The 20,888-nt window shown below is 69.5% G+C and carries 16 protein-coding genes; 4 read left to right on the plus strand and 12 right to left on the minus strand.

Translation table 11 applies throughout. The features are described from left to right. Positions 1-227: 227 nt before the first annotated feature. Complete coding sequence (locus P3H15_RS15675; protein ID WP_015888783.1) at positions 228-416, minus strand: hypothetical protein; 189 nt, start codon at positions 414-416, stop codon at positions 228-230. A gap of 60 nt (positions 417-476) precedes the next feature. On the opposite strand from P3H15_RS15675, the gene P3H15_RS15680 reads away from it, so the two are divergent. Together P3H15_RS15680 and P3H15_RS15685 are read left to right on the plus strand one after the other, a co-directional pair. Continuing rightward, positions 477-2,795, plus strand: coding sequence for a helicase-associated domain-containing protein (locus P3H15_RS15680; protein ID WP_276138095.1), 2,319 nt, complete (start codon positions 477-479; stop codon positions 2,793-2,795). A 147-nt stretch (positions 2,796-2,942) separates the two neighbouring features. Further along, positions 2,943-3,926, plus strand: a complete 984-nt coding sequence (locus P3H15_RS15685; RefSeq protein ID WP_276138096.1) for an alpha/beta hydrolase family protein — start codon at positions 2,943-2,945, stop codon at positions 3,924-3,926. Positions 3,927-3,968: 42 nt separating this feature from the next. On the opposite strand, the gene P3H15_RS15690 is transcribed toward P3H15_RS15685, so the two are convergent. From P3H15_RS15690 to P3H15_RS15720, 7 genes are all read right to left on the minus strand, one after another. Beyond that, the gene (locus tag P3H15_RS15690) at positions 3,969-7,724 is read right to left on the minus strand and encodes an ABC transporter ATP-binding protein (protein WP_276138097.1); all 3,756 of its coding nucleotides are present in this window, start codon (positions 7,722-7,724) and stop codon (positions 3,969-3,971) included. Further along, a complete protein-coding gene (locus tag P3H15_RS15695; RefSeq protein ID WP_276138098.1) occupies positions 7,721-9,082 on the minus strand; it encodes an LLM class flavin-dependent oxidoreductase in 1,362 nt (453 codons plus the stop codon). Before P3H15_RS15695 ends, P3H15_RS15690 begins: the two co-directional genes overlap by 4 nt. A gap of 11 nt (positions 9,083-9,093) precedes the next feature. Beyond that, positions 9,094-9,828, minus strand: coding sequence for an ABC transporter ATP-binding protein (locus tag P3H15_RS15700; protein WP_276138099.1), 735 nt, complete (start codon positions 9,826-9,828; stop codon positions 9,094-9,096). Beyond that, the gene (locus P3H15_RS15705; protein ID WP_276138100.1) at positions 9,804-10,673 is read right to left on the minus strand and encodes an ABC transporter permease; all 870 of its coding nucleotides are present in this window, start codon (positions 10,671-10,673) and stop codon (positions 9,804-9,806) included. The genes P3H15_RS15700 and P3H15_RS15705 overlap by 25 nt, the downstream gene beginning before the upstream one ends. Further along, complete coding sequence (locus P3H15_RS15710; RefSeq protein ID WP_276138101.1) at positions 10,670-11,737, minus strand: PhnD/SsuA/transferrin family substrate-binding protein; 1,068 nt, start codon at positions 11,735-11,737, stop codon at positions 10,670-10,672. The genes P3H15_RS15705 and P3H15_RS15710 overlap by 4 nt, the downstream gene beginning before the upstream one ends. Positions 11,738-12,029: 292 nt before the next feature. Further along, positions 12,030-13,241: an ROK family transcriptional regulator gene (locus P3H15_RS15715; RefSeq protein WP_276138102.1), complete on the minus strand. Its 1,212-nt coding sequence runs from the start codon at positions 13,239-13,241 to the stop codon at positions 12,030-12,032. A 147-nt stretch (positions 13,242-13,388) separates the two neighbouring features. Further along, the gene (locus tag P3H15_RS15720) at positions 13,389-14,150 is read right to left on the minus strand and encodes a hypothetical protein (RefSeq protein WP_276138103.1); all 762 of its coding nucleotides are present in this window, start codon (positions 14,148-14,150) and stop codon (positions 13,389-13,391) included. A 172-nt stretch (positions 14,151-14,322) separates the two neighbouring features. On the opposite strand from P3H15_RS15720, the gene P3H15_RS15725 reads away from it, so the two are divergent. Together P3H15_RS15725 and P3H15_RS15730 are read left to right on the plus strand one after the other, a co-directional pair. After that, complete coding sequence (locus P3H15_RS15725; RefSeq protein ID WP_276138104.1) at positions 14,323-16,002, plus strand: DNA repair helicase XPB; 1,680 nt, start codon at positions 14,323-14,325, stop codon at positions 16,000-16,002. A 37-nt stretch (positions 16,003-16,039) separates the two neighbouring features. After that, the gene (locus P3H15_RS15730; RefSeq protein ID WP_276138105.1) at positions 16,040-16,708 is read left to right on the plus strand and encodes a DUF3239 domain-containing protein; all 669 of its coding nucleotides are present in this window, start codon (positions 16,040-16,042) and stop codon (positions 16,706-16,708) included. Positions 16,709-16,715: 7 nt separating this feature from the next. Here P3H15_RS15730 and P3H15_RS15735 read toward each other — a convergent pair whose 3' ends face one another. From P3H15_RS15735 to P3H15_RS15750, 4 genes are read right to left on the minus strand one after another with little or no spacing between them, the layout of a single operon-like run. Further along, the gene (locus tag P3H15_RS15735; protein ID WP_276138106.1) at positions 16,716-17,279 is read right to left on the minus strand and encodes a GNAT family N-acetyltransferase; all 564 of its coding nucleotides are present in this window, start codon (positions 17,277-17,279) and stop codon (positions 16,716-16,718) included. Between the two features lie 31 nt (positions 17,280-17,310). Further along, on the minus strand, positions 17,311-18,300 hold the full coding sequence (locus P3H15_RS15740) for an LLM class F420-dependent oxidoreductase (protein WP_276138107.1): 990 nt from the start codon (positions 18,298-18,300) through the stop codon (positions 17,311-17,313). Between the two features lie 13 nt (positions 18,301-18,313). Beyond that, positions 18,314-19,540 (minus strand): MFS transporter, encoded by a 1,227-nt coding sequence (locus tag P3H15_RS15745; protein WP_276138108.1) that lies wholly within the window; start codon positions 19,538-19,540, stop codon positions 18,314-18,316. Further along, entirely contained in the window at positions 19,537-20,880 is a 1,344-nt protein-coding gene (locus tag P3H15_RS15750) for an LLM class flavin-dependent oxidoreductase (protein WP_276138109.1), read from the minus strand. Before P3H15_RS15750 ends, P3H15_RS15745 begins: the two co-directional genes overlap by 4 nt. Positions 20,881-20,888 lie beyond the last annotated feature (8 nt).

Below are 20,888 nucleotides of genomic sequence, written 5' to 3' on the forward strand. Positions count from 1 at the left end.
TCCCCGACATCACGGGCGGCATCCCCAGCACCAACGGCGGCACCTCGCAGTACGCCGGTGTCGTCGACAGCGCGATCGAGGCCGTCAAGGCCCAGGGCATCGCGATCGATCCCCAGATCCTGCAGCTCATCGACGCGAACAAGGGACTGCTCCCGCGGTAATCCCCGCAACTCACAGAAGAGGGGCCCTGCACCGATCCGGTGCAGGGCCCCTCTTCTGTCGCATGGTCAGCGGTTGATCACCGTGTGCGGGTGCGCGTACGGCAACGACTCCGCCGGCAACGGGAACTCGGTGTCCTCGCCGAACGGGGACAATCCGCCCGCACGGGTCGACGACAGTTCGGTCACGGCGTGATCTCCATCGGCGGTTTCGGGCCACCCTGGATCCACATACTGCTTCTTCGAATTGTTAGCCACGGTGCCATTTTGACAGGAGCATTCGGCGACGTACAGCCCAGGTCTCTAATCTGATAGTCGATGACCGACACCGACGACACCACCGCGAGCACCAACGGCACCGCAGTCTCCCCCCGCGGCGCCGCGACGCTCGCGGACTGGCTGGCCGCGCGCAGCGACGCAGAATTGACGGATCTGCTCCGCAGGCGCCCCGATCTCGCGGTCCCGCCGCCGGCCACGATCGTCGTCCTCGCCGGCCGCGCCGAGCAACGGGCCTCGGTCGCCCGTGCGGCCGACAACCTCACGTCCCTGGACTTCGGTGTCCTCGAACTCCTGGCGCTCGAGCGCGCCGACGAGGTGCCCGTGCCCCGGGCCACCCTGCAGGAGGCGGTGGGGTCGCGGGCGACGAAGAAGACCGTCGACGCCACCCTCGACGGCCTGCGGTCCGTCGGGATCGTCTGGGGCGACAAGACGTCGCTGCGGATCGTTCCCGCGGTCGTGGCCACCATCCCGTGGCGCGTCGGACGCAGCGCCGAACCCGTCGAGACGCTCGACGAGGCCGGAATCACGGCGGCGCTGGCGGGACTGCAGACCGCCGAACGGGACATCCTCGAGACGCTCGCGAAGTCGAGTTCGATCGGACGGACCCGGGACGCGGCTCCCGGGACACCCCCCGACCGTCCTGTTCAGCGGCTCCTCGCCGCCGGGCTGCTGCGGTGGATCGACGACGAGACCGTCGAATTGCCGTTCCAGGTGCGGCAGGTCCTGCGCGGGGAGGCCGTCTTCGACCCCACCTCGCTGGCCGCGCCCGGTGTGACGGGCCGCAAACACAAGCCGGCCGACATCAACGCCGCCGCCGCCGGTGAGGCTCTCGAACTGGTCCGCCACTGCGAGGACGTCGTCAAGGCGCTCGGCGAGATCCCGGCACCGGCGCTGCGGGCGGGTGGTCTCGGGGTCCGGGAACTGCGGCGGATCGCCAAGACGTCCGGCATCGACGAGAACCGGCTGAGCCTGCTCGTCGAACTGCTGTCGGCCGCGGGACTGATCGCGAGCGGCACCCCGGACCCGGCCCCGACGTCCGACACCGGGGAGAACTACTGGGCCCCGACCACCGCGGTCGACAACTGGCTGACCTCCCCGGTCGCCCGGCGGTGGCACGCACTGGCCGCGGCGTGGCTGGAACTGCCGCGCATGGCGTGGTTCATCGGCATGCGCGACGCCAACGACAAACCGGTCGCCGCGCTGTCCGAGGAAGTGCGCGCGCCGTCCGCGCCGCGGGACCGGCAGGCGATCCTCGGGCTGCTGGCCGAACTGGGCAGCGGGCACTCGGCCGACCCCGCCGAGGTCAGTCGCCTCCTCGCCTGGCGCCGACCCCGCTGGGGTGCCCGGCTGCGGGTCCACGCGGTGGAACGCACCCTCGAGGAGGCCGCGACACTCGGACTCGTCGCCCGCGGCGCACTCAGCTCCCCCGGACGTGCGCTGCTCCACGGCGGCGACGCCGAGGCCGAGATGCACGCGTCGCTGCCCGAACCCGTCGACCACGTCCTCGTTCAGGCCGACCTCACCGTCGTCGCCCCGGGACCGCTGACCCCGGACCTGCTGGAGCAGATCACGCTCGTCGCCGACATCGAGTCCGCCGGCGCGGCGTCGATGTACCGGATCAGCGAGGACAGCGTCCGGCGCGCTCTCGACGTCGGGATGACGGCGGCGGAACTGCACAGCCTCTTCGCGACGCGGTCGCGCACGCCCGTCCCGCAGTCGCTGTCGTATCTGATCGACGACGTCGCGCGGCGGCACGGCCGGCTCCGGGCCGGTGTCGCGGCGTCGTTCGTCCGCTGCGAGGATCCGACGCTGCTCGCGGAGGTCCTGGCGTCGCCGGTGGCCGCCGCCCTGGCCCTGCGCGCGCTGGCGCCGACGGTGGCGGTGTCGCAGGCGCCGCTGCGGGAAGTGCTGGGCGAACTGCGGGCGGCCGGGTTCGCGCCGGCGGGCGAGGACTCGTCCGGTGCCCTCGTCGATCTGCGCCCGCGCGGCGCCCGCGTCCTGACCCGGCGCAAGGCCCCCGCGAGCCGCACCCCGGCCGTCGCGACGGACGCCCAACTCGATGCGGTCGTCCGGACGCTGCGCGCCGGTGATCTGGCGGCGTCGGCCAAGGGTTCCGGCAGCATCCGGTCCGACGGGTCGCGAGCCAGCAGCGCCGCGACCATCGCCCTGCTCAACGCCGCGGCGCGCGAACACTCCAGCGTGACGATCGGTTACGTCGACGCGCAGGGTGTGGCTACGCACCGCATCGTCGATCCCGTCAGCGTCGGCGGCGGCCAACTCGACGCCTTCGACCCGGCGAGCGGCGCGGTCCGCCGGTTCACCCTCCACCGCATCACGTCGGTCGCCCGCGTCGACTGACCCGTGAGTACTTGTTAACCGCGGGACGTTAACAAGTACTCACAGGTCGCATAACGATTCTGCGCAAACGCCGAGGAATTCCGGGCCGCGCAATACCGTGTTGCTGGTATGTACCTGGCCGGGGACGACTTACCAGGAGGCAGAACCATGAGTGTCACAGCAACGAAGCCGTTACACGGTTGGTTACGAGGCGTCGTCCGGCTGATGATTGCGGTGGTGGTCCTGCCTCTCGCGTTCGTCCTCGTCGGCGGCGGGACGGCGTCCGCGGACCCGTACAGCCGGCTGCGCGAACACTGGGTCGACGCCCCCGGCGGGGTGGGACAGATCAAGATCCGCATGTGGCTCGCGAACAACGGCAGCAACAAAGCCCTCTATCTCCTCGACGGCCTCCGCGCGACCGACGACGTCAGCGGGTGGGAACACGAGACGAACGCCGCGTGGCTGTCCGATCACGGGATCACCGTGGTCGAGCCGGTCGGCGGGCAGTCCAGTTTCTACACCGACTGGTACGCGCCCAGCAACACCAACAACCAGCCGTACACGTACAAGTGGGAGTCGTTCCTCACGCAGAACCTGCCCGACTTCCTCGCGACCAATTACGGCATCAGCCGCACCAGCAACGCCATCGCCGGACTGTCGATGGGCGGCAACGCGTCGCTGATCCTCGCGGCCTACCACCGCGACCAGTTCACGTTCGCCGGGTCGATGTCCGGGTATCTGAACCTGTCGGCACCGGGCATGCGCGAGGCGATCCGTATCGCGATGCTCGACGCCGGCGGCTACAACGCCGACTGCATGTGGGGCCCGCCGTGGGATCCCGCCTGGTTGCGGAACGACCCGTTCGTCGCGGCGCCCCTCATGCGCGGGCTGCCGATGTGGATCTCGGCGGGCGCAGGCCTCCCCGGACCGCACGATCAGCCGCAATCCGCGATCGACGTCTTCAACGTCGGCACGGGCATGGGTCTGGAGGCCATCGCGCTGGCCCAGAACCGTGCGTTCCAGGTGCGGCTCGACACCCTCGGCATCGGCGCGCACTACGACTTCCCGGCGACAGGGACCCACAGCTGGGGCTACTGGCAGGACCAGCTGTGGGCCATGCTGCCGATGATGAAGGCGTCGATCGGCGCCTGACCATGGCCTTCGGCCCCGTGAGTACTTATTAACGTCCCGCGGTTAACAAGTACTCACGGGTGGCGAAGCCGCATAGGCCTCCCAGAGTTCCCGGTAGACGCCGCCTCGGTCCAGCAACTCGTCGTGCGTTCCGACTTCCGCGACCCGGCCGCCGTCGAGGACCACCACCCGGTCGGCTCGCGCGGCGGTGCTCAGCCGGTGCGCCACGACGACGGTGGTGCGCCGCCGGGACAGGTTCTCGGTCGCGCGGCGCACCCGGTCCTCCGTGGCCAGGTCCAGTGACGCGGTGGCCTCGTCGAGCAGCAGGATGTCGGGGTCCACCAGTTCCGCGCGGGCCAGTGCCAGCAACTGTCGCTGTCCGGCCGACAGGTTGCGCCCGTGTTCCCCGATCGGTTGCAGGTATCCGAGGGCCAGCCCGGACACCATGTCGTGGGCGCCGACGGCCCTGCTGGCGGCCTCGACCTCCGCGTCCGTCGCGTCGGGCCGCCCGTAGGCGACGGCGTCGCGGACGGTGGCGCCGAACAGGTGCGGCTCCTGCGGGACGACGCCGAGTCGCTGCCGGAACGACGCGAGGTCCAGCGTGCGGGTGTCGATGCCGTCGACGCGCACCGCCCCTGCGGTGGGGTCGTAGATGCGGGCGAGCAACTTGAGCACCGTCGACTTTCCCGCGCCGGTCTGGCCGACGAGGGCGATCGTCTCGCCCGGTTCGATGTGAAGCTCCACCCCTCGCAGCGCCTCACCCTTGCCGGATTCGTACGCGAAGTGGACGTCGTCGAACACGATGCCACCGCGGATGCGGTCGAGGACGACCGGTTCGCCGGCCTGCGGTGTCGTGGTCGGCGTCCGCATCAGCCCCCGCAGCCGTCCCAGCCCGATGACCGCCTGCTGGTAGCCGTCGAACACCTGCGAAAGCTGTTGCACGGGAGCGAAGAACAGTTCGACGTACAGCACGAACGCGATCAGTGTTCCGACGGTCAGGGTGCCGGTGTGGATCCGCGCGGTCCCCGCCGCGAGCACGAGCCCGGTCGCGACCACGGACAGGAATTCCACGAACGGGAAGTACAGCGCCATGTACCGCTGGGCCCGGAGCCGCGACTCCCGGAAGTCCCAGGCCCGCCGCGCGAACTGGGCCGCGTTGTAGTCCTCGCGCCGAAATGCCTGTGTGACTCGGATGTTCGTCACGTTCTCCTGCAGGTACGCGTTGACGATCCCGACGCGGTCGCGGGCCTCGGCATAGGCGGGCACCGACTTCCGGCGGAACACGACGGTGGCCGCGACGAGGACGGGCACCACGAGTACCAGCACGAGGGCGAGTTCCGCGTCGATCACCAGCAGTGCCACCAGCACACCGGAGATGGTCAGCCCGCTGACGACGGCGGTGGCCAGACCTGTCTGCAGGAAGTTGGACAGGCTGTCGACGTCGGTGGTCATGCGGGTCATGATCCGGCCGGCCAGTTCCCGCTCGTAGTACTGCAGACCGAGCCGCTGCAGTTGCGCGAACGTCTTGACCCGCAACGTGTACAGGAGCCGTTCGCCGGTACGTCCGGTCACCCGGGTCTGGGCGACGTTGACCGCCCAGTCGAGCAGCACCACGACCACGGTCGCGGCCGCCGCGAGCAGCAGCAGGTCTCGGGCACCCTGCAGCACTCCGCGATCCACGCCGGTGCGTACCAGGACCGGCACCGCGATCTGCGCGACGGCGTCCAATCCGACCAGCGCCAGCCCCGCGACCAGCGGCAGCAGGAGCGGCCGCAGCAGCGAGCCGAGCCCGAACGTGGGGTCGGCGGCCCGGGCCTCGTCGGCGGCGACGTCCGGGTCTCCGGTGAGCGGTGGCAGGTCGTCGAGCCGGGCCATCACGTCGGGTCCGGGTGGTGCCGACGACAGGATTCCCCCTGCTGCGCCTCCGCGCGAGGGTCCGCTGGCACCGGCCGCCGCGGTCGCGAAAGCCGCTGCGGCCCTGGCGTCGAACACCCCGGACGCCTCGTCACCGTCCTCCCGGCGCCACAGGTCGGCGGTGACGCCGTCGACGTCCGGCAGCGGCGGCGACGGGTCCGGGGCAGCGACGTCGTCCGCACTCGACAGCAGCGCGCGGAACAGCGGGCAGCGTTCGTCGAGTTCGGCGCTCGTCCCCACGTCGACGATGCGCCCGTCCGCCAGCACCGCGATGCGGTCGGCCAGGGCGAGCGTCGACCGGCGGTGCGCGATGATCAGCGTGGTCCGCTCGCGGGTCGCGACGCGCAGTTCGTGATGGACGGCGGCCTCGACCCGCGCGTCGACCGCCGAGGTCGCGTCGTCGAGCACCAGGATCCGCGGATCGGTGACCAGTGCCCGGGCGAGGGCGATGCGCTGCCGCTGACCACCCGACAACGTCACCCCCTGCTCCCCCACGACGGTGTCGAGGCCGTCCGGCAGCGCGTCGACGAATTCCTCCGCCTGCACCACGCGCAGCGCCTCACGCACCGTTGCCTCGTCGACGTCCGGCCTGCCGTACGAGACGTTCGCGCGAATGGTCTCGGACATCAGGTAGCTGTCCTCGAAGACGACGCCGAGCGCGGAGCGCAGCGATTCGAGCGACAGCCTGCGGGTGTCGATCCCCCCGACGGTGACCGCACCCGCATCGACGTCGTAGAGCCGCGGAACGAGCATGGCCAGAGTCGATTTGCCCGATCCGGCGGCACCGACCACCGCCACGGTCTCGCCGGGGGCGATTCGCAGCGACAGTCCGTCGAGCAGCCGGTTCGACGGGTCGTAGCCGAAGGCCACGTCGTCGAATTCCACCGCGAGGGGGCCGTCCGGCAGGTCCACCGCGCCAGGCGCGGTCGTGACGGCCGGCGCGTTGTCGATCACCTCGCGGACGCGTTCGACGCTCGCGCGCCCCTGCTGGCTCACGGTCAGCAGGGTGGCGAGTTGACGGACGGGCGAGGCGAACGCCGCCAGGTACGTGGTGAAGGCGACGAACGTGCCGAGCGATAGTGTGCCGTGCAGCGCCAGCCACCCGCCCAGGGCCAGCACCAGGGCCTGCCCGAGCATCGGGACCGCCTGCAGTGCCGGGTTGTACCGGCTGGTCAGCCGCGCGACGCGCAGCCTGGACCGGAACAGCTCGCCCGCCCGCTTCTCGAGGTCTTCGAGTTCGCGGTGCTCCTGGCCGAACCCCTTGACGACGCGCACCCCGGTGACGGCGGCTTCCACCCCGCCCGCCACGACGGCCGCCTGTTCCTGCGCATGCCAGTTGGCGGGGAACAGGTCGACGCGGCTGCGCAGGGAGATGAACCACAGCGCGGGCAGCACGGCGAGGGCGACGAGGGTGAGGATCGGCGACAGCACGGCCATCACGGCCAGCGAAATCACGAACATCAGCAGGTTCCCCGCCATGTGCGGCAGCAACTGCAGGAGCATCTGGATCAGCGTGATGTCCGAGATCGACCGGCTCACCACCTGTCCCGTCTGCAGACCGTCCTGTTTGACGCCGTCCAGCCGCAGCAGGGATCGGAAGGCGTCGCCCCGCAGGTCGTACTGCACGCCGAGGGACAGCTGCCCGGAGCGGTACCGCCGCGTGTAGGCGGCGGCGAAGCGGATGGCCGCGAGGGCGACGAGCACCGCGATCCACGGCGCCAGCGCATGATTCGTGTCGACCGCGGCGTTGTCGATCACGTGCCGGACGGCCAGCGGGATGGTGGCGGTGGCCGCGGCCGCCACCGCCGCCGCGCCGTACGCGAGAACGAGATTGCGGCGCTGGCGCAGACAGTAACCGAACAGATACCGCAGCCAGCCGGTGTTCTCCGGAGCTTCCGTCGTCACTGCGCAGACACCAGCGTGGAATCCTTTTCGACCGCAAACTGATTCGCGGGCCGCGGCAGACCGTAATGCCCCCGCAGCGTGGTCTCGGTGTAGTCGGTGCGGAACAGTCCGCGTTCCTGCAGGATCGGGACCACGGAGTCGACGAACTTCTCCAGCCCGGACGGCAGGACGGCGGGCATGATGTTGAACCCGTCGGCGGCGCCGTTGCGGAACCAGTGCTCGATCGTGTCGGCCACCTGGACCGGGGTGCCCGCGAACGTGCGGTGACCGCGACCGCCACCGAGTCGCCCGATCAGCTGCCGGACGGTGAGCTTCTCCCGGCGGGCGAGGTCCACGATCAGCGTGTACCGGCTCTTCGCGCCCTCGATCTCGTCCTCGGACGGCAGTTCGTCGGGCAGTTCCTCGTCGAGCGGGAGTTGCTCGGGTTCGAGATTGAACCGCTGCGCCAACTGCTTCCGGGCGTATTCCGGCGAGATCAGTCGCTCCAATTCGGCCTCGAGTTCGCGGGCCTCCTCCTCGGTGTCCGCGATGACCGGCACGATGCCGGGCAGGATCAGCACCTGTTCCGGGTCCCTTCCCACTGCCGCGACGCGGTCCTTGACGTCCGCGTAGAACGCCTTCCCCTCGTCCAGGGTGGGCTGGGCGGTGAAGATGGCCTCCGAGTAGCGGGCGGCGAAATCCTTTCCGTCCTCGGACGATCCCGCCTGCACGAGCAGCGGGTATCCCTGCGGCGACCGCGGCACGTTGAGCGGTCCCCGCACCTTGAAGAACCGGCCCTCGTGTTCGATGACGTGGACCTTGGCGGAGTCGGCGTGGATCGCGACGTCCTTGTCCGCGACGATGGCGTCGTCCTCCCAGCTGTCCCACAACTTGGTGGACACCTCGACGAATTCCGCGGCCCGCTCGTACCGGCTGCGGTGTGCGGGGGTGTCGTCGAGCCCGAAGTTCTGCGCCGCGTCGGCGCCGGCGGTGGTGACGATGTTCCAGCCGGCGCGGCCGCTGCTGACGAAGTCGAGGGACGCGAACCGCCGCGCCAGGTTGTACGGCTCGTTGTAGCTGGTCGACGCGGTCGCGATCAGGCCGATCTTCTCGGTGGCCGCGGAGATCGCGGTGAGGATGATGGTCGGCTCCAGCTTGCCGCTCGGCCTGCGTTCCGGGTTGCTGAACAGCACCGGGCTGTCGGCGAGGAACACCGAGTCGAACTTTCCGCGTTCGGCGGTCTGCGCCAGCGAGATGTAGTGCTTGATGTCGAGGTTGGCGTTCGGGTCGCTCTCGGGCAGGCGCCAGGCCGCCTCGTGGTGTCCGATCGCCATCAGGAATGCGTTGAGATGCAGCCGGCGCTGTGGTGACGAACTCATGGTGTAACTCCTCACTGTGCCGCTGCCTCGACGCCGAGGGCGCCGAGCAGCGTATTGCGAAACTCGTGGAACTTGCTGTCGCCGAGCGCTCTCGGCCTCGGAATGTCGACGATCTCGTCGACGACGATCTGCCCGCGGTCGAGGACGAGCACCCGGTCGGCGAGCGCGATCGCCTCGTCGACGTCGTGGGTGACGAGCAGGACGGTCGGGCGGTGACGGCGGATCAACTCCTGCAGCAGCGCGTGCATCTTGATCCGGGTCAGCGCGTCGAGGGCGCCGAACGGCTCGTCGGCGAGGAACAGCTGCGGCTCGCGGACCAGCGCCCGCGCCAGCGCCACCCGCTGTTGTTCACCGCCGGACAATTCACTGGGCCATGCCTTCTCGCGGCCGGCGAGCCCCACCTCCGCGAGGGCGGAGGCGCCCCTGCTCGTGCCGGTGCGGCCCAGCCCGAGCGTCACGTTGTCGAGCACCCGCAGCCACGGCAGCAGCCGTGAGTCCTGGAACGCCACCGACACTTCCGCGGGCACGGTGAGCGTTCCGCCGCGGCCCTCGACGTCGTAGTCGAGGCCCGCGAGCGCGCGCAGCAGTGTGCTCTTGCCGGACCCGCTCTTGCCGAGCAGGGCCACGAACTGGCCTTCGGGAATGTCGAGGTCCAGGTGATCGAGGACGGTCTTGTCCCCGAATCCGCGAACGAGGGACCGCACCTGCACGGCGGCGGGTTCTAGCCTGCGAGTGTCTTGCGCCATGACAGCGACCGCCTTTCGATGTAGCGGAGGACGGCGTCGGACAGCAGACCGAAGATGCCGTAGACGGCGAGCCCCACGAGAATCACGTCGGACTGTCCGTAGTTCTGCGCGTTGTACATCATTTTCCCCAGACCGGTCACCGCGTTGATGCCCTCGACGACGATGAGGGTGAGCCAGGCACCGGTCACCGAGAGTCGCAGTCCGAGAAAGAATCCCGGCATCGCACCCGGCAGCACCACCTTGCGGATGAACGTGGCGCGGGACAGCCCGAGGACCTCGGCGAGTTCGACGTACCGGTTGTCGATCGACGTCAGCGAGTTGTGGGTCTGGATGTACATGTGGACGACGACGCCGAGCGCGATGATCACGATCTTGAACGTCTCGCCGATGCCGAGCCACAGGATCAGCAGCGGGATCAGGCCGAGCGTCGGGATGGCCCGCTTGAGCTGGATCGGCCCGTCGATCAGGGCGTCACCGGAACGCGTCAGTCCGGCGACGACGGCCAGTGCCGTCCCGATCACCACGCCGAACGCGAACCCGACAGCGGCGCGGCTCAACGACGCGGCGATGTGCTCCTGCAGGATGCCGGTGGAGATCAGGTCGACGGCCGTGGTCACCACCGTCCACGGCGCGGACAGCTTCCGCGGGTCGATGAGGCCGGCCACGCTGCCCACCGCCCACACCGCGAGGAGGAGAAACACCCCGGCCAGCCGGGAGAACGGGAAACCCTTGCGCAGGCCGAGTCGCCGGATCGGCCGCTCGGCGGTGCCGGACGCGGACCTGTCGGCGCCGGCGGCGGTCGTGCGCGCCGGTACGGCTGCGGGCGCGGAGAGAATACTGGTCATCGCTGCACACCGCCTCGGTACTCGGCCGGCACGGCGTCGGCGGCGACGTTTTCGAATCGGCGGTCGAACAGCTCGTTGGCGTCGAACTCGCTGAAGTACCCGGCGTCGGAGAGCAATTGGACGGTGTCCTGCGTCCACTCGACGGCCGCGTCCCAATTGACCGGGTACGACGGCCGCTGCCCGACCGTGGCGACGATGCGCTTGCCGTCCTCGGCCGACACCTGTTCGCTCTCCACGTAGTACTTCTGGATCCACGCGTCCTGGTTCTCCCACGCCCAGATCTCCCCGCGCGCCCAGAACGGAATGAACGCCTTGATCGCCGCCGCCTTGGCCGGATCTTGCAGGACCTCCACCGGCGCCCAGAGCACGGTGAGCGCATCCACGGCGTCGGTCTGCAACGCCTTCGCTCCGTCCGGACCGTACTGGTTCAGGTACTTCGTCACCGTCGGCTCCGACAGCGGCGCGACGTCCACCTGCTTCGACTGCAGCGCGGTGAGGAACTGCGGGCTGGGCAGCTCGACGAGCTGGACGTCCTTCGTGGTCAGGCCCTGCGCCTTCAGTGTTCGCAGGATCACCACACCCTGCGCCTGCCCGGGCGAGAACGCGATCTTCTTGCCCCGCAGGTCCGGCAGTGCCGCGATGTCCGTGCCGGGGGCGGTGGCCAGCACGTACTGCGGCTGTTCCTTCTCCCGGACCGCGACGATCTTCGCGTCGAGCCCCGTGGCGTGCGCCTGGATCGGCGGGATCGCGGCGTTGGTGGCCAGATCGACCGCGTTGCCGCGGAAGGCCTGGATCACGTCGGGACCGGCACTGACGTCCGGCCAGTCCGACACGGTGAACGGGAGATCGGCGATCTGTTCGGTCGCCTCGAGCTGCAGCCGGGTGGTCTTGATCGACACACTGAGCGAGGTTCCCTCCGGAACCTGATCGGGCACAGCATCATCGAGCGCGAGCCCGCCGGAGGAACCGGAGGAGCAGGATGCGAGCCCGAGCGCCACGACGCCGGCGAAAGCGGCGCGCGTGAGGCGCCGGTACCCGGCGGACGACACGAGTGAACTGGACATGATTGATCCTTCGAAGGATATGGTCTCCGATGGGCACCCCGGACGCAGAAGGTCGGGTGCCGTGCAGGAGCGAGAAAGGAAGAACGGAACGGTGTTTCGGGGCGTCCGCCGGCGTCAGGCCGGAAACGTCAGACGCGACCCGGTCGCGTGCGGCGACAACAGGACCCGGAGCGACACGAGGTGGTACGCACGCTGTCCGCCGTAGAGGTGTTCACACCAATATCCTTGCGATCCAGCGCAATCCCCGTCAACATTGCTTCCCACCGAATTAACTCCGATGCTGTGATACACGTCACGAAATACCGGCCAGCGGCCGCACGAAGCTGGTGAGCGGCGCCCGGTAGAGCTCCGCGAGGATCACGGAACCGGCGGACACCGGCAGTGCCCGCCCCGGAAAGCTGGTGGACAGCACGGACCACGACGGATCGTCACACGTCGCCGACGACTCCGCGACCGCGCGCCGGACCGTGTCCAGACACCCGGGAATCCCGCTCACACTCTGGTCGCAGACGATGAGGACCTCCGGATTGAACAGATCCAGCAGGCGCGCCGCCACCACCCCGACGCCGTGCGCGCGTTCCGTGAACAGTGCCAGCGCCTCCGGGTGCCGGCTACGGCCCGCGTCGAGGAGGTCGCGGAAGATCGGCCGCTCGATGATGCCCAGCTCCATCGCCCTGCGCACCAGCACAAGATCCGACAGGGTGGCCTGCACACATCCGGTGCGCCCGCAGGCGCACTCCTCGACACTGTTTTCGACGGGCACGTGTGCCACCGCGCCCGCCGCCGCGCGAGGGCCGTGGTGGACCACGCCGCCGGTCGCGAACGCGGCGTCCACCACGTTCCCGACGAAGAGTTGCACCACGCTCTCCCGCGCCCTCGGCTCCCCGAACAGAACCTCGGCGTCGATGAGAGCGCGCGCGTGCGAATCCATCCGGACGTCGAGACCCGTGCGGTGCTCGAGGTCCGCGCGGACCGGGTACCCGTTCCATCCCGGGATCGGATGCTCGCGCACCACACCCGATTCGGAGTCGATCCAGCCGCCCGCCGCGAAACCGACACCGATCGGAACCGAAGGCTCACCGTGCTGGACGGCCAGCGCCTCCAGCGTCGTCACCGCGTTCCGCAGGATCTCGGCCGGTCCCAGCCCGTAGTGCGGATCGCGGGACCGTGCCAGCACCCGCCCGCGCAGGTCGAGCAACGCCGTGGTCACGTGCGTGATCGCCAGATGGATGCCGTACACGACGTACCGGCTGTCGTCGACGTCCACCGGCACGTGTGGCCGTCCCAGCCCGGTGGGACCGGCGATCTCCGGCAGTTCCCGCAGCAGGCCGTGGTCGACGAGCTGCGCGCCGGCCGTGGTCACCGTCGCGGGTGAGAGCCCGGTGACGCGGGCGATGGTGCTGCGTGCGATCGGCCCTCTGTCGAGGACCGTGCGCAGCACCGTGCCCGCGCTGGCGCCGGAACGTCCGGCGCCGCGCCGGGTGACGGGCTGCGTTCGCGCCATCGTTCCCCCTTCGCCGCGCGCAGTGATGTGGCCTGGCCTCGAACGCTAGCGAAGGGGAACGTGCAGTTCAACGGACTCGATTCCCGTGAATTTAACTCCCCGTGAGTACTTCTCAACGTCCGGCGGTTAACAAGTACTCACGGGGCGCTAGCCACCCAGATTGACCTCGATGCAGTACGTGCGCTGGGGTTCGGAGAAGGCGATGGGGAATGCGGTGTCGAACTCGTTGCACAGGGTTTCGTCGTCCTGGCCGTCCGCGCGTCTCACGACCTTGACGGTCTGCATGTCGGAGCAGTCGGACGGCACGATCCGGCCGTCGTCCTCGAGCAGGTAGCAGGAGTCCTCGACCATGTTCGGGACGAGGCACAGCGTGGTCTGCACATCCTTGTCCTCGCCGACGAGGGTGTAGGAGAAGTAGTCCTCCCCGCACTGGACGTCGCCGTCGTTCTTCTGCGCCACCTCGTACGTGGCCTCGCTGTCGGAACAGTCCCGCTTCTCGTGCGAGGTGTCGGCGGCGGTGGTCGACGCGGACTCGAAGAACAGGCAGTCGCCGACGTCGAGGGCGTTCTCGTCGGCGCTCTTCACCGCGTACACACCGAACGCGGCGACAGCGGCGAGGATCACGACGGCGAGGACGCCGAGAGTGATGAACAACCCTTTCCGCGACTTCTTCGGCTGCGGTGGGTACTGACCGGGTGGGTACTGGCCGGGCTGCTGCCCGTACCGGCCCGGCGGATACTGGCCGGGCTGCTGGGCGTACTGCCCCTGCTGGTAGGGCTGCTGCGGGTACTGACCCTGCTGGTACGGCTGCTGCGGCCCACCCTGCGGGTACGGTTGCTGCGGGTTGTTCGGCGGTTCGCCGGGGACGCTCGGATCGGGGCGGTTCGGGTCGTCGGGGGGCTGGGTCATCGCGAGCCTCGTCTCTGGGTCGATCCATCCGGCTGCCCCTCAATTTAGGCCCCGACCGCCCCGGATGTGCAGGTATCGGCCCTGCCGGGGGCCGCGACGTGGCGCGCCGCCGCCCGGATCAGGACAATGGACAGGCTGGCTACATCCGGCACCGCAATTCGAGGAGGCTTCCGTGACCGACGGACCGTTGATCGTCCAATCCGACAAGACCCTGCTGTTGGAGGTCGAGCACGAACGCGCCAACGACGCGCGTCAGGCGATCGCACCGTTTGCGGAACTCGAGCGCGCACCCGAACACGTCCACACCTATCGCGTCACCCCGTTGGCGCTGTGGAACGCGCGCGCCGCCGGGCACGACGCCGAGCAGGTGGTCGATGCGCTGGTCAACTTCTCCCGGTACGCGGTGCCGCAGCCGCTGCTGGTCGACATCGTCGACACGATGGCCCGGTACGGGCGCCTGCAGCTGGTGAAGAATCCCGCCCACGGTCTGACGCTGGTCAGCCTGGACCGCGCGGTCCTCACCGAGGTGACCCGGCACAAGAAGATCGCCCCGATGCTCGGCGCCCGCGTCGACGACGACACGGTCGTGGTCCACCCGAGCGAGCGTGGCCGCCTCAAGCAGATGCTGCTCAAGGTCGGCTGGCCGGCGGAGGACCTCGCCGGGTACGTCGACGGCGAGGCGCACGCCATCGATCTGGACTTCGAGGGCACGTCCCCCGGGTCCGCGGACGGGCAGTGGCACCTGCGCGACTATCAGGAGATGGCCGCCGACTCGTTCTGGGCCGGCGGGTCCGGCGTCGTCGTCCTGCCCTGCGGTGCGGGCAAGACGATGGTCGGTGCGGCTGCGATGGCCAAGGCGAAGGCCACCACGCTGATCCTGGTGACGAACACGGTCGCGGGACGGCAGTGGAAGCGTGAACTGATCGCGCGCACGTCGCTCACCGAGGACGAGATCGGCGAGTACTCCGGCGAGCGCAAGGAGATCCGCCCGGTCACGATCGCGACGTACCAGGTGATCACCAGGCGCACGAAGGGCGAGTACAAGCACCTCGAACTGTTCGATTCCCGCGACTGGGGTCTCGTGATCTACGACGAGGTGCACCTGCTGCCCGCCCCGGTGTTCCGCATGACCGCCGATCTGCAGTCCCGCCGGCGCCTCGGCCTCACCGCCACCCTGGTGCGCGAGGACGGCCGCGAGGGCGACGTGTTCTCGCTGATCGGGCCGAAGCGGTACGACGCACCGTGGAAGGACATCGAGGCGCAGGGGTGGATCGCTCCCGCCGACTGCGTCGAGGTGCGGGTGACGCTGACGGACGCCGAACGCATGGCGTACGCCGTCGCCGAACCCGACGAGCGCTACAAGCTGTGTTCCACCGCGCACACCAAGATCGCGGTGGTGAAGTCGATTCTGGAGCGGCACACCGACGCACCGACGTTGATCATCGGCGCGTACCTCGACCAGCTCGACGAACTGGGTGAGGCGTTGAACGCCCCGGTCATCAAGGGGTCGACCAAGAACAAGGAGCGGGAGGAACTGTTCGACCGTTTCCGGGCGGGCGAAATCCAGACGCTGGTCGTCAGCAAGGTCGCGAACTTCTCGATCGACCTTCCGGAAGCGTCTGTCGCCGTGCAGGTTTCGGGTACGTTCGGGTCCCGCCAGGAGGAGGCTCAGCGGCTGGGCCGCCTGCTGCGACCGAAGCACGACGGCGGCCAGGCCCACTTCTACTCGGTGGTGGCGCGGGACACGCTCGACGCCGAGTACGCCGCCCACCGGCAGCGGTTCCTCGCCGAGCAGGGGTACGCGTACCGGATCACCGACGCCGACGACCTGCTGGGCCCGGCCATCGGGTAACCGCCTGCCGCCGGAGCCGGGCCTCTAAGCTGGGGCCGTGCGACATTTCGAGTTCACCGTCGACCGGCCCTACGCGAAGTCCGTCAATCAGACGTTCGCCGACATGCGACGCCTGCAGGTGTCGGCGATCGTGGTGGCGCTGCTGTTCGCGGCCGCCGCTGTCGGCCTGATCCTGCTCGCCCACCCCTGGTCGATCATCCTGGGGGCCGTCGTGGCGATCGCCGCGCTGACGTCCGTGTGGGTGGCGTTCTGGGTACCGAAGAAGGTCGGCAGCATCGAGGACCTGTACGCGAAGAGCCCGCTGGTGCCCGCCGTCGTCTCGGAGGTCCATCCCCGCGCGCTGACCCTGCTGTCGCTGATCGACGTCGCGAAGCCGTCCGCAGGCCGCCCCTCGTACGCGCTCGTCACCCGCAACGTTCCGATCCGCACCGGCCAGAAGCAGCGGGTGGGTGACCGGGTGCCGTCCGTCGCACTGCTGAACGACCGCAGCACGCACAGCACGTCCGACACCTGGGAGATGGTCAGCCCGATGCCGATCGCGTGGGGCACCCGCGACGCGGCCGTGCGGTCCCGCGCGGAGGACGCGATCGATCAGGTCGAGTGGGATTTCCTGCAGAGCCGGATCGCCGAGTCGGAGCAGATCCGGACCAGCCACGACCAGCGGGCCGCGGTGTCCGAGCACGACCTTCCGGAGAGTTTGCGCTGACCGGCCGCTAGCCGGGCCAGCCCTCGGCCGGTCCCCGCGGGTCGCCGGCCAGCAGGGCGGCCGCCCACGAATCGCGCCGGATGCCGCGCTGCACCAGTCCGGCGCGCTGGAGTCCCTCGAACCGGAAGCCCACCCGGCGGGCGACGGCCGCCGAGTCCAGGTTGCCGACGAACGCGCGCCATTCGATGCGTTCGAGACCCATCCCGTCCGGCCGAAACGCGAAATCGCACACCAGGTTCACCGCCGTCGTCATCAGTCCCCGCGAGCGGGCGGACGGTGACAGCCAGTATCCGATCTCCGCTGCCGTCATGTCCCGCGCCATCAGGCCGATCATCCCCCGCACCGGGCCGTTCTCGCGTTCGCGCAGCGCCCAGGTGGGGCTGCGGTCGGCCCAGCCGGTCGGCACCGTCTGCCGGACGAACTGCTCGGCGTCCGAGCGTGCGTACGGGGCGGGCATCGTCGTCCACTCGGCGATCGACGCGTCGCCGCACGCCGAGCAGATCGCGTCGATGTCGGTGACGACCGGCGGGGTCAGCCACACGTTGTCGGCGGCGAGGGTGACGACGAGCATGCCCGCCACTCTATGCCTGGGGAACGAGCCATCATTGCAGCGCCGGCAGGACCTCCTTCTCGAACAGTTCGATGCCCGAGGTGTCGTAGGCGGCCTCGGGGAAGTAGAAGATGCCGTAGGACATGCCGAGTTCCTTCAGCGCCGACAGTTTCTCGACGATCTGTTCCGGCGTTCCCACGCCGGGCATGCCGCGGAATGCTCCGAGCGCACCCTCGGCGGCGTCGGCGCCGACGTGCGGGGTGAGCCGGTCCTTCAGGGTGAGCAACCGCTGCTCGACCTCCGCCTCGGTGGTGCCGATCGCGACGTTGTAGTTGGCCGAGCGGGTGATGGCGTCGAAGTCGGTGCCGACGGTGTCGCAGTGCTTGCGCAGGATCTCGGATTTCTGCGCGAATCCGTCGGGTGTGCCGTCGAAGTTGGTGTACTGCGCGTACTTTGCCGCGATCTTCAGCGTCACCTTCTCGCCGCCGCCGGCGATCCACAGCGGAATGCCGCCGTCCTGCAGCGGAAGTGGGCGGACGATGGCGCCGTCGACCTGGTAGTGCTTGCCTTCGAGGGTCGCGGTGCCGTTGGTCCAGGCCTGGCGCATGATCTGCACGCCCTCGTCGAGGCGGCCGAGACGCGTACCGGCGGAGGGGAATCCGTACCCGTATGCCTGCCATTCGTGCTCGTACCAGCCGCCGCCGATGCCCATCTCGATGCGTCCGCCGGAGATGAGGTCGGTGGTGGCGGCGACCTTCGCGAGGTAGGCGGGGTTGCGGTAGCTCATCGCCGTACACATCTGGCCGAGACGCACCCGCGACGTGACGGCCGCGAACGCGGACATGAGGGTCCACGCCTCGTGCGTGGCCTCCTCGGTCGGTGCCGGGACGGTGTGGAAGTGGTCGTAGACCCACAGTGAATCCCAGGACGAACCCTGGTCGGCACGCAACGCGAAGTCGCGCATCACCGACCATTGATCCGCGGGATCGATTCCGACGAGATCCAGACGCCAACCTTGAGGAACGAACAATCCGAAGCGCATGAAACGAATGTACCTATGCTTCCTGTTTTTCGAGCGGTGAGGAATCCGGCTCCGCCGCGGGCGGCGGTGGCCAGGGGGAATAGATCGGGATGAACCGGAACAGGAGTCCGGCGCCGACCAGCGCCGCTCCCCCGATCGCGGCGACTGCGGCGCCGAGCGGGACCACCGCGGCGAGCGCGCCGACCCCAAACGGTCCGGCGAACATGCCGGTGTCGTGAGTGAGCCGCCACGCTGCGAGGAATTCGGCGCGGGTGGCCGGTGGGGCGATGTCGGCGCCGAGCGTCATGATGACGCCGTTGCCGAGTCCGTTGCCGATTCCCATCACGACGGCGACGATCCCGATCGACCACAGGTCGTGCGAGAACGGCAACGCCAGGTAGGACGCGCCGATCACCAGCAGTGACGGCACCGCGATGAATCTGCGGCCGTAGCGGTCCATGAAATGTCCGGCCGGATACGAGCACAGCAGGTCGACGGCGGCACCGACACCGAAGACGAGGCTGACCTGGGCGGCGTCGAGTCCGAGGTGGGCGGCCCACAGTGGGAGCACCGCCTCTCGGGAGGCGCGGGCCGCGCCCATCAGGAGCGACCCGGCCCCGAGTGTGGCCAGCAGTTTCCGGTGGCGACGCAGGATCGACGGCAGCGTCGCGTGCCCGCCCACGGCGGCCGGGCCGCGGCGCGGCGGGTCGGGAACCCGCGACATCAGCCACCCGGACAGCACGACGCCGACGAACTGCACCATGAACCCGCCCCGCGCGCCGGCCACCAGGATCACGGCGGCACCGAGCAGCGGGCCCACGAAGAAGCCGAGCCGCCACATCGCCGCGAACGACGACATCGCCCGGGCCCGCAGCCCGATCGGCACGGCATCGGCCAGATAGCTCTGGCGGGCCAGCCCCCACACGGCGTTCGCGAGCCCGGTCAGCAGTGCGCCGACACCGAGCATCCAGGGTGACTGCGCGAGGAGACAGACCAGCACACCGGTGGCGCCGACGGCACTGCCGCCGATGATGGACCGCCGCTCCCCGAACCTCGCGACGATCCGGCCCGCGGGCAGGTCGCCGAGGACGGCGCCGAGCCCGACGACCGCGACGATCAGCCCGGACACGGCCACCGACGCACCCAGTTCGCGGGCCGTCAGCGCCATGACCGGGGCGGCGGCCCCCTGGCCGATGCCGAAGATCGCGGCGGGGACGAAGACGGTGGTGACGAGAGGTTTCAGACTGGTCTCGCCGCTCATGCGCTCGCTTCGTCGACCGCGCCCGCGAACCGGTTGTCGACGTCCGCGAGACCGTAGTGACCACGCAGGGTGGTCGCCGTGTACTCCGTGCGGAACAGTCCCCGCTGCTGCAGGATCGGGACGACACGATCGACGAAGTCGTCGAGTCCGCCGGGCAGGTACGGCGGCATGATGTTGAAACCGTCGGCCGCGCCCCCCTCGAACCACGTCTGCAGTTCGTCCGCCACCTGTTCCGGGGTGCCGGCGAACGTGCGGTGCCCACGTCCGCCGCCGAGCAGCCCGATCAGCTGCCGGACGGTCAGCGATCCGTCCGCCGCGAGATCCTTCACCAGCTGGTACCGGCTCTTGTTGCCCTGGATCTCGTCGAGCGGGGGAAGCGGCGGCAGCGGCGCGTCGAGGGAATGCTTCGTGAGATCGACACCGAGCATCGTCGACAGCTGCCGCAGCGAGTACTCGGGCGAGATCAGATCGGTGAACGACTGCTCGAGCGCCTTCGCCTCCTCCTCGGTGTCGGCGATGAACGGCACGATGCCGGGCAGCACCTTCAGGTCGCCGGCAGTGCGGCCGTGCTTCAAGACCCGCGCCTTGAGGTCGCGGTAGAACTCCTGCCCCTGCTCGAGGGTGCGCTGCGCGGTGAACACCGCCTCGGCGTACCGCGCCGCGAACTCCTTGCCGCTCTCGGACGATCCGGCCTGCACCAGCAGCGGCCGCCCCTGAGCGGATCGCGGCGAGTTGAGCGGGCCCTTGATCCGGAACCGCGGTCCGTCGTGGTCGACGGTGTGGACCTTGTCGGGGTCGGCGAACACGCCGGTTTCCGCGTCGAGCACCACCGCGCCGTCCTCCCAGCTGTCCCACAGGGCCAGCGTGACGTCGACGAATTCCTCTGCGCGCTCGTATCGTCCGCTGTGCGCGGGGATGCCGTCGACGCCGAAGTTGGCGGCCTCGTCGGCGCCTGCCGAGGTCACGATGTTCCACCCGGCCCGGCCGCTGCTGATGTGGTCGAGTGACGTGAACTTGCGGGCCAGGGTGTACGGGTCGGAGTAGCTCGTGGACGCCGTGGCGATCAGCCCCACGTGTTCGGTGGCGACGGCGATCGCCGAGAGCAGCGTGACGGGTTCGAAGATCGCCTGCGTGTTGTGCTTGATCCGCGGTCCGACGGCGAGACCGTCGGCGAAGAACACCGAATCGAGCTTGCCGCGCTCCGCGATCCGGCCGAGTTCCTGGAAGTGCGCGACGTCCAGGACGCGGTGCGCCTCGGTGCGGGGGTGGCGCCACGCCGCCTCGTGATGTCCCACGCCCATGAGAAACGCGTTGAGGTGAAACTGTGAATCCTGTGACATGTAGGTCT

Origin of the sequence: Rhodococcus sp. T2V, from assembly GCF_029269925.1 — a bacterium.
Lineage (GTDB): Bacteria > Actinomycetota > Actinomycetes > Mycobacteriales > Mycobacteriaceae > Rhodococcus_F > Rhodococcus_F koreensis.